Below are 16,819 nucleotides of genomic sequence, written 5' to 3' on the forward strand. Positions count from 1 at the left end.
GATGCTTAGCGGAGCAACGATTGTGTCTTAAAACAGTTACAGGCTGATTGACCCCGGTTTCAAGGAAAAGTCACCGCAGCAAATGACGTACGGCAAACAAAAAGACCCCGGCCTTTCGGCCGGGGTCTCCTGTGCAGCACTAAACCTTGTCAGGCATCAGTAACGCTTGATGTCCGCCTGGCTTTCCAGCTGCTTGCGGTAAGCCGCAAAGTCTTGCTGGCCGATGCGCGAAGCGAGGTAGCGACGATATTGCGCTTTCTCTTCTTCGGTCGGCGCCGCGCCTTCGTTCACGCCATTGAGGCGCACGATCATCAGGCTGCCATCCGCCAGCGTCACGCTGGTGAAGGTCGGCTTGTCCCTGGCCGCAGGCTTCGCCATGCGGAACAGCGCTTGCAGCACCGCCGGGTCGCCCCCTTCCTGAGCGCGGGTCGCCGCTTCGGTGACTTTCCAGGCCTGGCCGTCGATCGCCTTATCCAGCGGGGTCTTGCCGTCGCGCAGGCTAGCAATCAACGCTTCAGCCCTGGTCTTGGCATCAGCACTGGCGTGCTCCTTGGCCAATTGCTCGCGGATGTTGACCGCAACGCTTTCCAGCGGCAGTTGCGAAGGCTTCAGGTGCTCCTTGGCGCGCAACACGACCACGGTTTCCGGATCGAGCTCGATGGCGGTGCTGTTCGCGCCCTCATCCAGGACTTCCGGGCTGAACGCTGCAGTGATCACGGCACGGTTGGCTGCAATACCCTCACCGCCTTCACGGCCGAACGGCTTGGACGTGTGGACGGTCAGTTTCAGGTCCTGCGCTGGCTGAGCAAGATCGGACGCTTCGAACGAGGCGTCTTCCAGTTGCTTGCTCGCTTCGACGAAGCGCTGCTCGACCTGCTGGGTTTTCAGACCACGGGTCAGCTTGTCTTTCAGGCTGGCGAACGTTGGTACTTCTGGCGCTTCCACGCCCAACAGCTTGATCAGGTGGAAACCGAAGTCAGTGCGAACCGGCCCCGATACCTGGTCCTGAGTCAACGAATACAGGGCTTTTTCGAACGCAGGGTCGTAGACGCCAGGACCGGCATAACCCAGGTCACCGCCGTTGTTCGCCGAACCCGGATCCTGGGAGAATTCCTTGGCCAGAGCCTCGAATTTCTCGCCCTTGGCCAAACGGGCCTGGATCTCTTCAATCTTCGCCTTGGCTTGCGCCTCGGTGGTCTTGTCGTTGACTTCAATCAGAATGTGCGCAGCCCGGCGTTGCTCGGACAGGTTCGCGATTTCTTTCTGATAGGCCGCTTGCAGGTCTTCGTCGCTGACACTGACCTGATCGAAGAAGGAAGCTTTCTTCAACTCGAGGTAATCAATGATCACCTGATCCGGCGTCATGAATTCCTTGGCGTGTTCGTCGTAATAGGCCTTGACCTCTTCGTCGGTCAGCTTCACAGCCGCCGGGTCAGCCTTGATGTTCAGCGAAGCGAAATCGCGGGTCTGTTTTTCCAGTCGGGCAAACGCCAGCACCTGTGCATCGGTCACGAAACCGCTGCCTGCCAGGCCGGCACGCAGCTGACCAATCAGCATTTCCTGAGCCAGCATCTGGCGGAATTGCATGCGGGTATAGCCCAGTTGGCGAATCACCTGGTCGAAACGCTCCGAGCTGAACTTGCCGTCAACCTGAAACTCTGGTGTTTGCAGGATGACCTGATCAAGTGCCGCTTCGGAAAAAGCGAATTTCGATTTTTCTGCGCCTTGCAGCAGCAATTTGCGATCGATCAGGCCCTTGAGAGCCGATTCGCGCAACATTTTTTCATCCAGCAAGGAGGCATCGAAATCCTTGCCCAGCTGTTGCATGAGCTGGCGGCGTTGCATATCGACCGCCTGGCTCAGCTCGTTCTGGCTGATTTCATCGCCGTTGACCTTGGCCGCATCATTACTGTGCGACGTGGCCTTGAAAATGGCGTCGAAACCGGTCAAGGCCATCAGAACAACGATGACCCCGATAATAGTCTTGGCAATCCAGCCTTGTGAATTGTCCCTGATATTCTGCAGCATGCGTCCCCCAGAAACGGTTGAACTTCAAAATTAGGCAACCGTGGAGCGTGGGTAGAATCCGGATAGAAGAAAGGCGCATCCGAGGATGCGCCTTCTCGTAACTGGCGGAGCGGATCGAGGGCTCGAACTCGCGACCCTCGGTGTCTTGAACCGGCGACCTGCAGTCAGGACTGCCGCTCCGCTGCCAAGTCAGGCATGACCCCGACCCGGATGGGTAAAAACCTGAATCGAACTTAGTTGACAGCTTCTTTCAGTGCTTTACCGGCTTTGAAACCTGGTTTTTTGGCTGCAGCGATTTCCAGCGTCTTACCGGTCTGTGGGTTACGACCAATGCGAGCTGGACGATCAGTTACGGAGAAAGTACCGAAACCAACCAGAACAACAGAGTCGCCAGCCTTGAGAGCGCCAGTGACGGATTCGATTACAGCGTCCAGCGCACGGCCAGCAGCAGCTTTCGGGATATCAGCGGATGCAGCGATAGCATCAATCAGTTCCGACTTGTTCACTCTAAGTCCCCTTATATCTATTTGAGTATGATTCTAAGTTTTTTTGGTGAAAGCAAAAACGAGTGCTGAATGGCCTACAGACACTTAAGAGCCGCTTTATAACAAGGGCTCTAAAAAGCTGTCAAGAAAGCCCCCCAGGCAAATACGTACTAATGCGTGCTAATTCTTTCCTTAGAATCTGCGTCGCGTTTCTCATCCTTCGCGACTATCTCCGGAGCCACGTCCGGCAAGGGCTCCGGCGCGTATTGCAACGCAATTTGCAGGACCTCGTCAATCCATTTAACCGGTTTAATCTGTAGATCCTGCTTGATATTGTCCGGAATCTCTTTGAGATCGCGCACATTCTCTTCAGGAATGATCACGGTCTTGATTCCGCCACGATGGGCAGCCAGCAGTTTTTCTTTCAAGCCGCCAATCGCCAGCACCTGGCCACGCAAGGTGATTTCGCCGGTCATGGCGACATCCGCGCGTACCGGAATGCCGGTCAATGCCGATACCAGGGCCGTGCACATGCCCACACCGGCGCTAGGACCGTCCTTCGGAGTCGCCCCTTCCGGCATGTGGATGTGCGTGTCGCGCTTCTCGTGGAAGTCCAGGGGAATGCCCAGGCTTTTCGCCCGGCTGCGAACAACGGTCAAGGCAGCGGTGATCGACTCGACCATTACGTCACCCAGCGAACCGGTCTTGATCAACTGCCCCTTGCCCGGCACCACAGCGGCTTCGATGGTCAGCAGTTCGCCGCCCACCTGAGTCCATGCCAGCCCGGTCACCTGGCCGATCTGATCCTGCTGCTCCGCCAGGCCGTAGCGGAATTTGCGCACGCCCAGGAAGTGTTCCAGCGTGTCTGCGGTGACCTTCACCGAGAAGCGTTTTTCCAGCGCGTGCTCCTTGACGGCCTTGCGGCAATACCTTGGCAATCTGCCGCTCCAGCCCACGCACACCGGCTTCACGGGTGTAGTAGCGGATGATGTCGCGAATCGCTTCGGCGTCGAATTCCAGCTCGCCTTTCTTCAAGCCGTTGGCAGTGATCTGCTTCGGCGAAAGGTATTTGACGGCGATGTTGATCTTCTCGTCTTCGGTGTAGCCCGGCAGACGGATCACTTCCATCCGGTCCAGCAACGCCGGCGGGATGTTCATCGAGTTCGAGGTGCACAGGAACATCACATCGGACAGGTCGTAATCGACTTCCAGATAGTGATCGTTGAAGTTGTGGTTCTGCTCGGGATCGAGCACTTCCAGCAACGCCGATGCCGGATCGCCACGCATGTCGCTGCCCATTTTGTCGATTTCATCGAGCAGGAACAGCGGGTTGCGCACGCCCACTTTTGTCATCTTTTGAATCAATCTTCCTGGCATCGAACCGATGTAAGTACGGCGATGGCCACGAATTTCCGCTTCATCACGTACGCCGCCGAGGGCCATGCGCACGAACTTGCGGTTGGTGGCGTGAGCAATCGACTCCGCCAGGGACGTTTTGCCCACCCCGGGAGGACCGACCAGGCACAACACCGGACCACGAATTTTCTTCACGCGCTTTTGCACGGCGAGGTATTCGAGGATGCGTTCTTTGACTTCTTCCAGGCCGTAGTGGTCGGCATCCAGAATGTCTTCTGCACGCGCCAGATCCAGGCGCACCTTGCTCTGGGCCTTCCACGGCACCTGAACCAGCCAGTCGATGTAGGAGCGCACTACGGTCGCTTCCGCGGACATCGGCGACATTTGCTTGAGCTTGTTCAGTTCAGCCGTCGCCTTGGCCAGGGCGTCTTTCGGCAGGCCGGCGGCATCGATACGCTTTTTCAGGTCCTCGACTTCGTTGTGACCTTCGTCGCTGTCGCCGAGCTCTTTCTGAATGGCCTTCATCTGCTCATTCAGGTAGTACTCGCGCTGACTGCGCTCCATTTGCTTTTTGACGCGGCCGCGAATGCGTTTTTCGACTTGCAGCAGATCGATCTCGGCATCCAGCAACGCCAGAACGTGCTCAACCCGGGCCGACAAATCGATGATTTCGAGGATTTCCTGCTTCTGTTCGATCTTCAGGGCCATGTGCGCGGCCATGGTGTCCACCAGGCGGCCCGGCTCGTCGATGCTGTTGAGCGATGACAGGACTTCAGCGGGGACTTTCTTGCCCAACTGCACATATTGCTCGAACTGAGACAGCAGGCTGCGAACGAACACTTCCGACTCGCGCTCTGGCGCGTCGACTTCGTCGATCAGGGAGACTTCGGCACGGCAGTGGCCATCCACTTCGCTGAAGCGCTCCACGGCGCCCCGCTGCTCGCCTTCGACCAGAACCTTGACCGTTCCGTCAGGCAGCTTCAGCAGCTGCAGAACGGTGGCAATTGTACCGACGCGATACAGGGCATCTTCACCGGGATCGTCGTCAGCCGGGTTTCTCTGGGCCAGCAGAAGAATCTGCTTGTCACCCGTCATCGCGGCCTCGAGGGCTTCGATGGATTTCTCGCGCCCCACGAACAGCGGGATAACCATGTGCGGATAAACCACGACATCACGCAATGGCAGGAGAGGCAATTCGATGGTTGTCTTCATGATTTCGCCTCTACGGCGGCCGCAAGGCCGTAAACAGATGGAATTAAGCTTGAAACCAAGATGGGGGCTGCCTTGAAAAAAAACAAGCGCAAAGACAGTGTTAAAACGCACTAAAAGAAAAGGGGCCCGAAGGCCCCTTCTTTGTTCAAGCTGCGTGACGCTTAAGCGTCTGGCGCGGCCTTGGCGGTCGGCTCACTGTTTTCGTAGATATACAGTGGCTTGGACTTGCCTTCTATCACGCTTTCATCGATCACTACTTTGCTCACCTCGGATTGCGAGGGGATTTCATACATAGTGTCGAGCAATACACCTTCGAGAATCGAACGCAGGCCACGGGCACCGGTTTTACGTTCCAGGGCACGCTTGGCGACCGATTTCAGAGCGTCGGAACGGAATTCCAGATCAACGCCTTCCATCTCGAACAATTTGGCATATTGCTTGGTCAGAGCATTTTTCGGCTCGGTGAGGATCTGCATCAACGCAGCCTCGTCAAGCTCGTCCAGCGTGGCAAGTACCGGCAGACGACCGACGAATTCCGGGATCAGACCGAACTTGACCAGATCGTCAGGCTCGACTTCACGCAGGGACTCGCCCACCTTCTTGCCTTCTTCCTTGCTGCGCACTTCCGCGTTGAAACCAATGCCGCCCTTGGTGGAACGGTTTTGAATAACCTTTTCCAGACCGGAGAACGCACCACCGCAGATGAACAGGATGTTACGGGTGTCGACCTGAAGGAATTCCTGCTGCGGATGCTTGCGACCACCTTGTGGCGGAACGGAAGCGACCGTGCCTTCGATCAACTTGAGCAGGGCCTGCTGCACGCCTTCACCGGAAACATCCCGGGTGATCGACGGGTTGTCAGACTTACGCGAAATCTTGTCGATTTCATCGATGTAGACAATGCCCATCTGGGCTTTTTCTACGTCGTAATCGCATTTCTGCAGCAGTTTCTGAATGATGTTCTCGACATCTTCACCCACGTAACCCGCCTCGGTGAGGGTGGTTGCGTCAGCGATGGTGAACGGAACGTTCAGCAAGCGGGCCAGTGTTTCGGCAAGCAGGGTCTTACCCGAGCCTGTCGGGCCGATCAGCAGGATGTTGCTCTTGCCGAGTTCGACGTCGTCATTCTTTTTGTCACGCTGATTCAGGCGTTTGTAGTGGTTGTACACCGCTACGGCCAGAACCTTTTTCGCACGCTCCTGACCAATCACATACTGATCAAGGATGCCGCTGATTTCTTTAGGCGAAGGCAATTTATGCGCGCTGCTTTCGGCCTGTGCTTCCTGCACCTCCTCGCGGATGATGTCATTGCACAGGTCGACGCACTCGTCGCAGATAAAGACCGAGGGGCCGGCAATCAATTTGCGCACTTCATGCTGGCTTTTGCCACAGAAGGAGCAATAGAGCAGCTTGCCGTTGTCCTCGCCGTTGCGGGTGTCAGTCATTCGTTCGATCCAAATCCGATAGGCTTGCAACACAAGATGAAGGCTATTGCGGGCTTTTTCAAGCCCGCAGGTGATCGGACCCGCCGACCAACCCTATTTTGAGCTGCTTATTTTAAGCAGGGCGCTGAGTGATCACTTCATCGATCAACCCGTACTCACGCGCGGCTTCTGCACTCATGAAATTGTCGCGGTTTGTATCGCGCTCGATTTCTTCAAGAGTGCGCCCGCTATGCATGGCCATCAGCGTGTTGAGGCGCTCACGGATAAAGAGGATTTCCTTGGCATGGATTTCGATATCCGACGCCTGGCCCTGGAAACCGCCCAGTGGCTGGTGAATCATCACACGCGAGTTCGGCAGGCAGTAACGCTTGCCAGGGGCACCGGCCGTCAGCAGAAACGCGCCCATGCTGCACGCCTGACCGATACAGGTGGTGGCCACGTTGGGTTTGATGAACTGCATGGTGTCGTAGATCGACATGCCCGCCGTCACCGAACCGCCCGGGGAGTTGATGTAGAGATGGATGTCCTTGTCCGGGTTTTCCGCTTCAAGGAACAGCAGTTGCGCACAGATCAGGTTGGCCATGTAGTCCTCTACCGGACCAACCAGAAAGATCACTCGCTCCTTGAGCAGGCGCGAGTAGATGTCGTAGGCGCGCTCGCCACGAGCGGACTGCTCGACAACCATCGGGACCAGGCCACCTGCGGCCTGGACATCAGAGTTCTGCTGAATATACGAATTACGGAACATGCTCTGCAGTCACTCCCAAATAGTTATGTCTTGAATACGCATAAGCCAGCTCGAGAGCTGGCTTATGGTGTGTGCTTCTAACGCAGTAACAATCAGTCGGCTTGTGGAGCTTCTACCGGTTTGACCGCTTCTTCGTAAGAGACCGATTTGTCGGTCACGCTAGCTTTCTGCAGAACAGTATCCACAACTTGCTCTTCCAGCACAACCGAACGGACTTCGTTCAGTTGCTGGTCGTTCTTGTAGTACCAGGACACAACTTGCTCAGGCTCCTGGTAAGCCGAAGCCATTTCCTGAATCATTTCGCGAACGCGAGCTTCGTCAGGCTTGAGGTCGAACTGCTTGACCACTTCAGCCACGATCAAACCCAGTACCACACGGCGCTTGGCTTGTTCTTCGAACAGCTCGGCCGGCAGTTGGTCTGGCTTGATGTTGCCGCCAAACTGCTGAACAGCCTGCACGCGCAGACGGTCAACTTCGTTGGACAGCAGAGCCTTTGGCACTTCGATCGGGTTGGTGGCCAGCAGACCGTCCATCACCTGATTCTTGACCTTGGATTTGATCGCCTGACGCAGCTCGCGCTCCATGTTCTTGCGAACTTCGGCGCGGAAGCCTTCCAGGCCGGTTTCCTTGATGCCGAATTGAGCGAAGAACTCTTCGGTCAGCTCTGGCAGTTTTGGCTCGGAAACAGTGTTTACAGTCACGGTGAACTCGGCGGTTTTGCCAGCCAGGTCCAGGTTCTGATAGTCCTCTGGGAAAGTCAGGTTCAGAACGCGTTCTTCACCGGCTTTTGCACCAACCAGACCATCTTCGAAACCCGGGATCATGCGGCCGGAACCCAGAACCAGCTGAGTACCCTTGGCGGAACCACCAGCGAACACTTCGCCGTCGACTTTGCCGACGAAATCGATGTTCAGCTGGTCTTCGTTCTGGGCAGCGCGATCGGCCACTTCGAAACGGGTGTTCTGCTTGCGCAGGATTTCCAGCATCTTGTCCAGATCGGCATCAGCCACGTCAGCGCTCAGGCGCTCGACGGTGATACCTTCGAAACCGGCAACGGTGAACTCAGGGAACACTTCGAATACAGCGACGTATTCCAGGTCCTTGCCTGCTTCCAGGGATTTAGGCTCGATCGAAGGCGAACCAGCCGGGTTCAGCTTCTGCTCAACCACAGCTTCGTAGAAAGAAGACTGGATCACGTCGCCTACAGCTTCCTGACGAGCATCGGCACCGAAACGGCGCTTGATTTCGCTCATTGGCACCTTGCCTGGACGGAAGCCAGCAATCTTGGCCTTTTGGGCGGTCTGCTGCAGACGCTTGTTGACCTGGCTCTCGATGCGCTCAGCCGGCACGGTGACGCTCATGCGGCGCTCAAGAGCAGTAGTATTTTCAACAGAAACTTGCATGGATATTCCTCGTTGCACAGACGTTAGCCGGCCGTTTCCGACCCCAGAATCAAGGGCATGCATTCTAGTGGGTCAAACTCAAGAAGTCACCCTACTGAAAACGGGTAAAAACGCAGCAGGCAATTTATAGGTGCGAATGCACGGGTGCACCTCGCCCCGATGGCAAATACAACCAATCACGCCAGGGCTCTGCACCAACCCTTCTATATATAGAAGAGGTAGCCAATCATCTCCCTGACAGCCGATCTCGCAAGCGAGGCCGGCGGACAGGACGGCATCATCGAGAAACATAAATACGACGAAACGCCCTGCCCCTGCGGCCCGGAACCGGCAGCCGCTGAAACAAAAAAGGCGCCAGACTTTTCAATCTGGCGCCTTTCGAAATATGGGGTGGACGATGGGGATCGAACCCACGACAACGGGAGTCACAATCCCGTGCTCTACCAACTGAGCTACGCCCACCATATTGCCTGTTAAAGAAGCCAAACAACTTCTTTATCAAGCTCCAGCCAGGCCAACGGCCTGAGTGAAGCTTTAATTGGTGCGGATGAAGAGACTCGAACTCTTACGCCTCGCGGCGCTGGAACCTAAATCCAGTGTGTCTACCAATTCCACCACATCCGCGGATGAATCCGTTAAAGCAAAGGCGCCAGACTGTTAATCTGGCGCCTTTCGAAATATGGGGTGGACGATGGGGATCGAACCCACGACAACGGGAGTCACAATCCCGTGCTCTACCAACTGAGCTACGCCCACCATATTGCGCTACTTGTGCCAATGCTGCCTAATGGCGCACCCGGCAGGACTCGAACCTGCGACCATCCGCTTAGAAGGCGGATGCTCTATCCAGCTGAGCTACGGGCGCCTTGTTAGCTGTAACCTTGGAGGACTACAAACTAAGTGCTTTCCAGTCTTGCAGAATCGTAATCCTGCTCAACCTTCTTAACCAGTGCTAGGCTGTGCCCGACAAGTGCGACGAATAGTATAGAGCCCCCTTAAGGTCGTCAAATCCTTTTTAAAAAAAATTCATTTAATTAAAGGAGTTAGGGGAATTTGCAGACCAAGCGCCTTTGCCCTCACCGCATGACATGCGAGAATGCGTTCTCTTTTTTTCCCCTCTCGATGGTTAATCACGCGCAATGACTGCACAACTTATCGACGGCAAATCGATCGCCGCCAGCCTGCGCCAGCAGATCGCCCAACGTGTCACCGAGCGTCGCCAGCAAGGCCTGCGCACGCCCGGCCTTGCGGTGATCCTGGTCGGCAGCGATCCTGCCTCTCAGGTTTATGTCTCGCACAAGCGTAAAGACTGTGAAGAGGTCGGCTTTCTATCCCAAGCTTATGACCTGCCTTCCGAAACCACTCAAGAAGCGCTCGCCGACCTGATCGATCGCCTGAACGACGATCCTGCAATCGACGGCGTTCTGCTTCAGCTTCCGCTTCCCGAACACCTGGACGCCTCCAAACTGCTGGAGCGCATTCGTCCGGACAAAGACGTCGACGGTTTCCATCCTTATAACGTCGGTCGCCTGGCCCAGCGTATCCCGCTGCTGCGCCCATGCACCCCCAAAGGCATCATGACCTTGCTGGAAAGCACCGGGGCCGATCTCTACGGGATGAATGCCGTGGTGGTCGGTGCGTCCAACATTGTTGGCCGCCCGATGGCGATGGAATTGCTGCTGGCCGGCTGCACCGTGACAGTCGCCCACCGCTTTACCAAGGACCTGGCCGGCCATGTCGGCCGTGCGGACCTGGTCGTCGTTGCCGCTGGCAAGCCCGGCCTGGTCAAAGGCGAATGGATCAAGGAAGGCGCGATCGTGATCGATGTCGGCATCAACCGTCAGGACGACGGCAAGCTGGTCGGTGACGTCATCTACGAAACCGCCCTGCCCCGCGCCGGCTGGATCACTCCGGTACCGGGCGGCGTTGGCCCGATGACCCGTGCCTGCCTGCTGGAAAACACCCTGTACGCCGCTGAAACCCTGCACAGCTGAGTTTCACCGCAGACGCTGACAGCGTGTCAAAGAACCCCGCCCTTGGCGGGGTTTTTTTTGCCTGCGAAACAAGCTCGACCACCCGACGGAAAATTACTTTTTTTTCATGTTTCTCAGGACTTTCACCTGTTACTTGAACAACCATCGACAGTTATTCAGCCATACTCCAGAATGTCGCGCTTTTTAAGAAATAGCCCGTTACAAAACGGCTTATCAACACTTTATGAGTCTGCCAGCGTGAAAATCCGTCTTTCCATCCTGAGCCTATTTTTTGCAGTTACAGGGGTTTTCCTCACGCCAATCGCCAGTGCTGACGAGACCACCGCAGCGCCGCGAGAGACGAAGACACTCAAGCTCGCTTCCGGCAGTTCCTTACTGCTGGACATACAGACCAACAAAGTCATCTATGCCAGCAACCCTGACGTGGTGGTGCCGATCGCTTCCGTCAGTAAGTTGATGACTGGCCTGGTCGTGGTTGAATCCCGACAGAACATGGACGAATACATCGACGTCAACATCAGCGACACACCGGAAATGAAAGGCGTGTTCTCCCGGGTCAAGCTGCGCAGCGAACTGCCGCGCCGGGAAATGCTGCTGATTGCCCTGATGTCTTCGGAAAACCGCGCCGCCGCGACTCTGGCGCACCACTATCCGGGCGGCTATGCCGCGTTCATTGCTGCAATGAACGCCAAGGCCCGGGCACTGGGCATGACCAACACGCATTTCGTCGAGCCGACTGGTCTTTCCCCGCGCAACGTGTCGACCGCTCGCGACCTGAGCAAGCTGTTGATCGCCGCGCACAAATACCCGTTGCTGACAGAGCTGAGCACGACCAAGGAAAAAACCGTCTCGTTCCGTAAACCCAACTACAGCCTGGGCTTTCGCAACACCGACCATTTGGTCCGCAAGCCGGACTGGGACATTCAACTGACGAAAACCGGTTTCACCAACGAAGCCGGTCACTGCTTGGTGCTGGTGACCCGGATGAGTAACCGTCCGGTTGCCCTGGTGCTCCTGGACGCTTATGGCAAATACACACACTTTGCCGATGCTGCCCGCATCCGCAATTGGGTCGAAACTGGCAAGAGCGCCAATGTGGCTTCTGCAGCCCTGCAGTACAAATCGGACAAGAACCTCAAGCAGCGCCAGAGTGGTGTAGTTGAAGCTTCGAAGTAAGCAGGCAGCTACAGCAGGCAAAAGCCCCGATCATTCGGGGCTTTTTTTCGTCAGCTGTTAATCGTTGGGCAGAGGCATCTGGTCATCATCCGGAATGCCATCACCTTTGCTTGGGTCTCGCCAGTCCTGCGGATGTTTGGTCGGCACCACCGTCGGCCGCGCCAGCGGATCGCGCATCGGGCTGTCCGGATCCATCACTGGGTCCGTGTCCTGCTCGGGAGTGGTCGGAACGGTTTCCGGACGCTTATCGTCGAAACTGGAATCGGTAGACATACGCACCTCCATTGGACCTAGGGTTTCAGATTGCCCAGTGGATCGTAGGGTTTGGCCGGGGCCTTGGGGTTGTCGCCCGGTTTCACATCCCTCGGTGCCTTGGCCGGTCCGACGGGATCAACCTGAGGATCGGAAAGGTCCGGGGAATCCGGGTCGAACCCCAGTTCATCACCGGAGGAATGTTCAGATGAATGCGGGCCAACAGGCGTGGGGGGATGAGCCATGGGCACCTCCTGATCTCGAACCGATGGTTGCAGGTCGTTATAGATCAGAGGCTGGCGACGGGCAATGGTGCCCGTCGGGTGACCAACGGACTTACTGCGCGGCCAAGGCTTTTTTAGCCTTGGTCGCCGCTTGTTCCTGACCGGCCTGAGCCAGATCGTTGGCGGCCTTGAGCCAACGCTGCTGATCGACCTGAGCCGGGATCTGCGTCGGCTTCTGGATCAGCACGGCCCAACCACCGGCGTCCTTGAACGCCGACTCGAAGGAACTGAAGCTCATCAGTTCGCGGCGATTCATCCCGGCGCGCAGCAGGACCGTCTGCTTCTGACGGTTGTAGCCGGCAAGAATGGCGTAACGCGGTTCGGCCCACATGGCCGAGCCTTCAGTGAAGCGCACCATCACCGGATATCCGGCGGCGACTTGCGTCAATAAAGCCGGAAGGTTGCTGTCGACGGGATAAACGATCATCCCGTACTCGCGGGCCAGGTTCTGCATGTTCTGTTGCAACTGGGCTTCGCCCCCCGGCAAATGCAAGGGCTTGTCGAGCAAACCCGGGGTGATCACGATGCCCTGCTGGGACAGCATGCTGGCCAGTACCTGCGGCCCGCTTTGATAGGCATCGCCCCGATAGAATCGGCCGCTGAGTTCGACACGCTCCGGCAAACGCTTGATCTCGGGAGCAACGCTACCGGCACAGCCCGCCAGGCTTGCCACGCAACCCGCTATCAGCATGGCCGACAAAATTCGAGAAAATACCCGCACCATCATCTCTCTCTTGTTCAGGTTCAGACGCCAGGCAACCCCACTCCTGGCTTGGTTGTCGATCATAGGTTGCCGCGCCGCTACGGTATAGCTCTAAACGGTAGTTGAGTGCATTCGATAGAGCGAACTGGTTGGTGACAGGCGACTTTCGGTCAATAGCCTGAAATGCAGCAACGGCTAGACTGTTCCCTGATGCGACAGCAGCAATGCGTGTGCGCCCGTAACGGGGCAAAGAGGAGGCACGGATGAGCCTGACAATGATCATTGTGATGTTGATTTCCGGTTGGCTGGCGGTAGCCGGCGCCATGCTGTGGGGCGTGCTGCGCATTACCCGTCGCCACCATCACCCTGTTCAGCCAGCACCTGCGCCGAAAACGGACAAGACGCCGAGCCAACACGCCAACGCTCACTGACAAAGACTTTTAGCCGATGCAAACAAAAACGGCCGCCTGCACTCCTTGGAGTTCAGGCGGCCGTTCCTTTCAGCAACGATTAAGCTTCAGCAGCAACCCGCTTCTGCCTTACCCGGCGGGACATCATGTTCAACATCTCGATCGAAGCCGAGAATGCCATGGCCGCATAGACGTAGCCTTTCGGTACATGGGCGCCAAAGCCTTCGGCAATCAGCGTCATGCCGATCATGATCAGGAAGCCCAGCGCCAACATCACCACCGTCGGGTTATCGTTGATGAATTTGGCCAGCGGATCAGCCGCAAACAACATCACCAGCACCGACACCACCACCGCGATGATCATGATCGGCAAGTGCTCGGTCATGCCGACTGCGGTGATGATGCTGTCGATGGAAAACACCATGTCCAGCATCAGGATCTGACCGATCGCAGCGGCAAAGCCCAGGGTCACGGTCGACGTCTTCGAGGTCGGATCTTCCGGGGCCGGGTCCATGCTGTGATGGATCTCGGTGGTCGCCTTCCACAACAGGAACAGGCCACCGCCGATCAGGATCATGTCCTTCCAGGAGAACGCATGGCCGAGAATCTCGATCACCGGCGCGGTCAACTGGACGATGAACGCGATGGTGCTCAACAGGCCGAGTCGCAGGATCAGCGCCATGCCGATACCGATGCGTCGCGCCTTCTGCCGGTGCTGCTCGGGCAGTTTGTTGGTCAGGATCGAGATGAAGATCAGGTTATCGATGCCGAGCACGATTTCCATCACTACCAGGGTGGCGAGGGCGACCCAGGCGGTGGGGCTGGCGGCAAGTTGTAAAAGGTAGTCCATGGGTCAGTCCTGACTCGTTGTAATACGGTTTAGATTTCCTGGGAGGAAGATTCGGATTTTTCCGCATCTTTTTCCGGTGATTCTTTTTTGCCGCTCAACCCGCCGGTGGCATCGCTGAGCGCTTGTTCGGCGGCCTTGTGGGTATCGTCAATCGCCTGTTTGGCACTTTCGGCGGCCTTGCCCATCAACTGTTGCGCGCTTTTCTCAGCCTGGTCGCAACCGGCCAGTACCAGTAAAGACGTGATCAACAGTGCCGTGGTTTTCAGCTTCATGATGCTTTCCTCGATAGAACAAACGGGACCTGAACGATGGCCCGTTGATAGCGACGCATTCTAGGGAGAGGAACACTTCAGGAAAATTCGTATTTTCAGCGGTTATACTTCGGTTTTTACGAACTGTAGACCAACATGCTCAACTATCGGCAGTTACATTACTTCTGGGTGGTGGCCAAGACCGGCAGCATCGTGCGCGCCTGCGAGCAGCTGAACCTGACACCCCAGACCATCAGCGGGCAAATATCCCTGCTCGAACAAACCTACGGTATCGAATTGTTTCGCCGGGTAGGCCGGCAACTGGAACTCACCGAAGCCGGGCGACAAACCCTGTCCTACGCCGAGCAAATGTTTCAGCTGGGCGGCGAACTGGAGCTGATGTTGCGGGCACAACCCAATGAACAGCAGATTCTGTTTCGCGTCGGCGTGGCGGACGTAGTGCCCAAATCCATCGTCTATCGCCTGATCGCACCGACCATGGAGTTGAGCGAACCACTGCGCATCACTTGCCGCGAGGACAAACTAGAACGCTTGCTGGCCGACCTGGCGATCCAGCGCCTGGATCTGGTGATTTCCGACAGCCCGATGCCGTCGCACCTGGACATCAAGGGCTACAGCCAGAAACTCGGTGAGTGCGGGATCAGCTTCTTTGCCACCCCTGAGCTGGCGGCACGTTACGGTCACGACTTTCCGCGCAATCTGCACGGTGCGCCGCTGCTGATTCCCGGCCCGGAAACCGTAGTACGCAGCCGTTTGCAGCGCTGGTTCGCCGAGCAGCAGATCCAGCCACAAATTGTCGGCGAGTTTGACGACAGCGCCCTGATGCAGGCTTTTGGCCAATCCGGCAGCGGGATTTTCATCGGCCCGAGCGTGATTGCCGATGAAGTGCAACGCCAGTATGGCGTGGAAGTGATCGGCCAGACCGACGCGGTGAGCGAGTCGTTCTATGCCATCTCAGTGGAGCGCAAGGTCAGACACCCCGGCATTGTTGCCATTACCGAAGGTGCCCGACGTCAGCTGTTTACCGAGTTTTAAGGCGCTCAGGCGCAAACTTCCCGGGGCTGGAAGGTCATCAGCGCAATCGCCAGCAGGATCGAGGCGAGGATAAAAGCCGCCGCGGCGAAGCCAAGGCCTTGCAGGCCGACGCTGTCGATCACCCGCCCACCGATCATCGCGCCCAGGCCGATGCCGAGGTTGGCCCCGGCGATGTTCAGCGACGCGGCGAACGCCGGCGCCTCGGGTGCGGCTTTCATCAGGCGCACATGGCTGACCAGGAACAACGCTGCCTGGGTCACGCCCCAGATGCCCATCGCCGCCGCCAGACCGACCGGCGAATGGATATTCGGCACCAGCGCCACCAGGCCGGCAATCATGAATGCACAAAACATCATCGACGCCATCAGCGGATGACGATCCACCGCCCGGCCGCCCAGGGAGTTGCCGATCAGCCCGACCGCGCCGAAGCCCATCAGGCACCAGCCGACCACGGTGCCGTTGAAGCCCGCCAGACGCTCGAGGATATCGGCCAAATAGGTATAGGCCGTGAACATGCCGCTGAACACAATCACCGACAGCAACACATGCCCCAGCATCAGCGGGCTGCGCAGGATCTTGAACTGCGAAATGAAACTCACCTGATGCTGGTGCAAGTTGGTCTTCGGCAGGTAGATAAACAGCAGCAACGCCTTGGCAAAGGCGATGACCGCCAGAATGGCAAAGGCACTGCGCCAGCCGAACGCGTCGGAAATCAGCGTGCCCACCGGAATGCCGAACACCGTAGCGCAGACAATGCCGAAACCGATCTTGGCAATGGCGCGACCGGCGTAATCCGGCCCGACGATGTCCACCGCCGTCTCGCTGGCCAGCGCCCAGAACACCGGCAGCCCCAGCGCCGGGATCAGCCGGGCAAACGCCATCACCCAGATGTTCGGCGCCAGCGCCGCCAGCGTGTTGGCCAGGCCGAACAGGATCAGCACCGAGATGAACAGCTTGCGCCGCTCGAAGCGAGCGAAATAGGCAGTCAGAAACGGCCCGAACGCGGCCACAGTGAAGGCGAACAGGGTCACCAGCAAACCCGCTTGCGGGATGCTGACGTCAAGGTCGCGGGCGATAGCCGGCAACAGGCCGACAATGATGAATTCCGTGGTCAGCACCGTGAAACCGGCGGCAGACAACAGAAGAATGGGCAATAACCGCATGCA

At 57.3% G+C, this 16,819-nt stretch carries 15 protein-coding genes, 5 tRNA genes and 1 pseudogene; 4 read left to right on the forward strand and 17 right to left on the reverse strand.

Annotated elements, in window-relative coordinates:
* Positions 1 to 156: 156 nt before the first annotated feature.
* From ABIA48_RS04535 to ABIA48_RS04585, 11 genes and pseudogenes are all read right to left on the reverse strand, one after another.
* A complete protein-coding gene (locus ABIA48_RS04535) occupies positions 157 to 2,028 on the reverse strand; it encodes a SurA N-terminal domain-containing protein (RefSeq protein ID WP_429487220.1) in 1,872 nt (623 codons plus the stop codon).
* Between the two features lie 102 nt (positions 2,029 to 2,130).
* A tRNA-Leu gene (locus ABIA48_RS04540) sits at positions 2,131 to 2,208 on the reverse strand.
* Between the two features lie 53 nt (positions 2,209 to 2,261).
* Entirely contained in the window at positions 2,262 to 2,534 is a 273-nt protein-coding gene (locus ABIA48_RS04545) for an HU family DNA-binding protein (protein ID WP_002552737.1), read from the reverse strand.
* Between the two features lie 149 nt (positions 2,535 to 2,683).
* Positions 2,684 to 5,081: pseudogene (gene lon, locus ABIA48_RS04550) on the reverse strand (endopeptidase La).
* Positions 5,082 to 5,242: 161 nt separating this feature from the next.
* Entirely contained in the window at positions 5,243 to 6,526 is a 1,284-nt protein-coding gene (gene clpX / locus ABIA48_RS04555) for an ATP-dependent Clp protease ATP-binding subunit ClpX (RefSeq protein ID WP_007982210.1), read from the reverse strand.
* Between the two features lie 112 nt (positions 6,527 to 6,638).
* Complete coding sequence (gene clpP / locus ABIA48_RS04560; protein ID WP_310060158.1) at positions 6,639 to 7,274, reverse strand: ATP-dependent Clp endopeptidase proteolytic subunit ClpP; 636 nt, start codon at positions 7,272 to 7,274, stop codon at positions 6,639 to 6,641.
* 92 nt (positions 7,275 to 7,366) lie between these two features.
* Entirely contained in the window at positions 7,367 to 8,677 is a 1,311-nt protein-coding gene (gene tig / locus ABIA48_RS04565; RefSeq protein WP_007982206.1) for a trigger factor, read from the reverse strand.
* A gap of 386 nt (positions 8,678 to 9,063) precedes the next feature.
* Positions 9,064 to 9,139 (reverse strand) — tRNA-His (locus ABIA48_RS04570).
* Between the two features lie 77 nt (positions 9,140 to 9,216).
* Positions 9,217 to 9,301, reverse strand: a tRNA-Leu gene (locus ABIA48_RS04575).
* A gap of 56 nt (positions 9,302 to 9,357) precedes the next feature.
* Positions 9,358 to 9,433: transfer RNA gene (locus ABIA48_RS04580), tRNA-His, on the reverse strand.
* Positions 9,434 to 9,465: 32 nt separating this feature from the next.
* Positions 9,466 to 9,542: transfer RNA gene (locus ABIA48_RS04585), tRNA-Arg, on the reverse strand.
* 274 nt (positions 9,543 to 9,816) lie between these two features.
* Between ABIA48_RS04585 and folD the strand changes: the two genes are divergently transcribed.
* Complete coding sequence (gene folD, locus ABIA48_RS04590; protein WP_310060164.1) at positions 9,817 to 10,671, forward strand: bifunctional methylenetetrahydrofolate dehydrogenase/methenyltetrahydrofolate cyclohydrolase FolD; 855 nt, start codon at positions 9,817 to 9,819, stop codon at positions 10,669 to 10,671.
* A gap of 237 nt (positions 10,672 to 10,908) precedes the next feature.
* A complete protein-coding gene (gene pbpG / locus ABIA48_RS04595) occupies positions 10,909 to 11,847 on the forward strand; it encodes a D-alanyl-D-alanine endopeptidase (RefSeq protein WP_007986491.1) in 939 nt (312 codons plus the stop codon).
* 57 nt (positions 11,848 to 11,904) lie between these two features.
* On the opposite strand, the gene ABIA48_RS04600 is transcribed toward pbpG, so the two are convergent.
* The 3 genes from ABIA48_RS04600 to ABIA48_RS04610 form a co-directional block, all read right to left on the reverse strand.
* Entirely contained in the window at positions 11,905 to 12,120 is a 216-nt protein-coding gene (locus ABIA48_RS04600; protein ID WP_008001568.1) for a hypothetical protein, read from the reverse strand.
* A gap of 17 nt (positions 12,121 to 12,137) precedes the next feature.
* Complete coding sequence (locus ABIA48_RS04605) at positions 12,138 to 12,344, reverse strand: DUF6021 family protein (protein WP_007986494.1); 207 nt, start codon at positions 12,342 to 12,344, stop codon at positions 12,138 to 12,140.
* A gap of 91 nt (positions 12,345 to 12,435) precedes the next feature.
* Positions 12,436 to 13,170: a peptidase C39 family protein gene (locus ABIA48_RS04610; protein WP_429487221.1), complete on the reverse strand. Its 735-nt coding sequence runs from the start codon at positions 13,168 to 13,170 to the stop codon at positions 12,436 to 12,438.
* Between the two features lie 179 nt (positions 13,171 to 13,349).
* Between ABIA48_RS04610 and ABIA48_RS04615 the strand changes: the two genes are divergently transcribed.
* Positions 13,350 to 13,517, forward strand: coding sequence for a hypothetical protein (locus ABIA48_RS04615; RefSeq protein WP_007986498.1), 168 nt, complete (start codon positions 13,350 to 13,352; stop codon positions 13,515 to 13,517).
* Between the two features lie 79 nt (positions 13,518 to 13,596).
* On the opposite strand, the gene ABIA48_RS04620 is transcribed toward ABIA48_RS04615, so the two are convergent.
* Complete coding sequence (locus tag ABIA48_RS04620) at positions 13,597 to 14,346, reverse strand: TerC family protein (protein WP_429487222.1); 750 nt, start codon at positions 14,344 to 14,346, stop codon at positions 13,597 to 13,599.
* 29 nt (positions 14,347 to 14,375) lie between these two features.
* Positions 14,376 to 14,618, reverse strand: coding sequence for a hypothetical protein (locus tag ABIA48_RS04625; RefSeq protein ID WP_204934586.1), 243 nt, complete (start codon positions 14,616 to 14,618; stop codon positions 14,376 to 14,378).
* A 135-nt stretch (positions 14,619 to 14,753) separates the two neighbouring features.
* On the opposite strand from ABIA48_RS04625, the gene nhaR reads away from it, so the two are divergent.
* Complete coding sequence (gene nhaR, locus ABIA48_RS04630) at positions 14,754 to 15,653, forward strand: transcriptional activator NhaR (RefSeq protein ID WP_429487223.1); 900 nt, start codon at positions 14,754 to 14,756, stop codon at positions 15,651 to 15,653.
* Positions 15,654 to 15,658: 5 nt separating this feature from the next.
* Here the strand turns inward: nhaR and ABIA48_RS04635 are convergent, their stop codons facing one another.
* Positions 15,659 to 16,816, reverse strand: a complete 1,158-nt coding sequence (locus tag ABIA48_RS04635) for an MFS transporter (protein WP_429487224.1) — start codon at positions 16,814 to 16,816, stop codon at positions 15,659 to 15,661.
* Positions 16,817 to 16,819 lie beyond the last annotated feature (3 nt).

It is taken from the genome of Pseudomonas sp. S30_BP2TU TE3576 (genome assembly GCF_050436025.1).
Classification (GTDB): domain Bacteria; phylum Pseudomonadota; class Gammaproteobacteria; order Pseudomonadales; family Pseudomonadaceae; genus Aquipseudomonas.